This is a genomic window from Chromohalobacter sp. HP20-39 (genome assembly GCF_033052815.1).
Lineage (GTDB): Bacteria > Pseudomonadota > Gammaproteobacteria > Pseudomonadales > Halomonadaceae > Chromohalobacter.
The window spans coordinates 1-280 of record NZ_JAWHTP010000559.1; the positions used below are offsets into that span (position 1 = coordinate 1).

General features: G+C 59.6%; 1 pseudogene. It reads left to right on the plus strand.

Annotated elements, in window-relative coordinates:
* Window positions 1-280: pseudogene (locus RVY79_RS19190) on the plus strand (1,4-alpha-glucan branching enzyme); the annotation flags it as partial.

The window sequence follows — 280 nt, forward strand, 5'->3', positions numbered from 1 at the left end:
GTTCGACTACAAATGGAACATGGGCTGGATGCACGACACGCTGCACTACATGCAGCGCGACCCGGTGTACCGCCAGCACCACCACGACGGTCTGACCTTTGGGTTGGTCTATGCGTTTTCCGAGCACTTCATCCTGCCCATCTCCCATGACGAAGTGGTACACGGCAAGGGCTCGCTGCTGGGCAAGATGCCGGGCGATGCATGGCAACGCCTGGCCAATCTGCGTGCCTACCTCGCCTTCATGTGGACGCATCCCGGTAAGAAGCTGCTCTTCATGGGC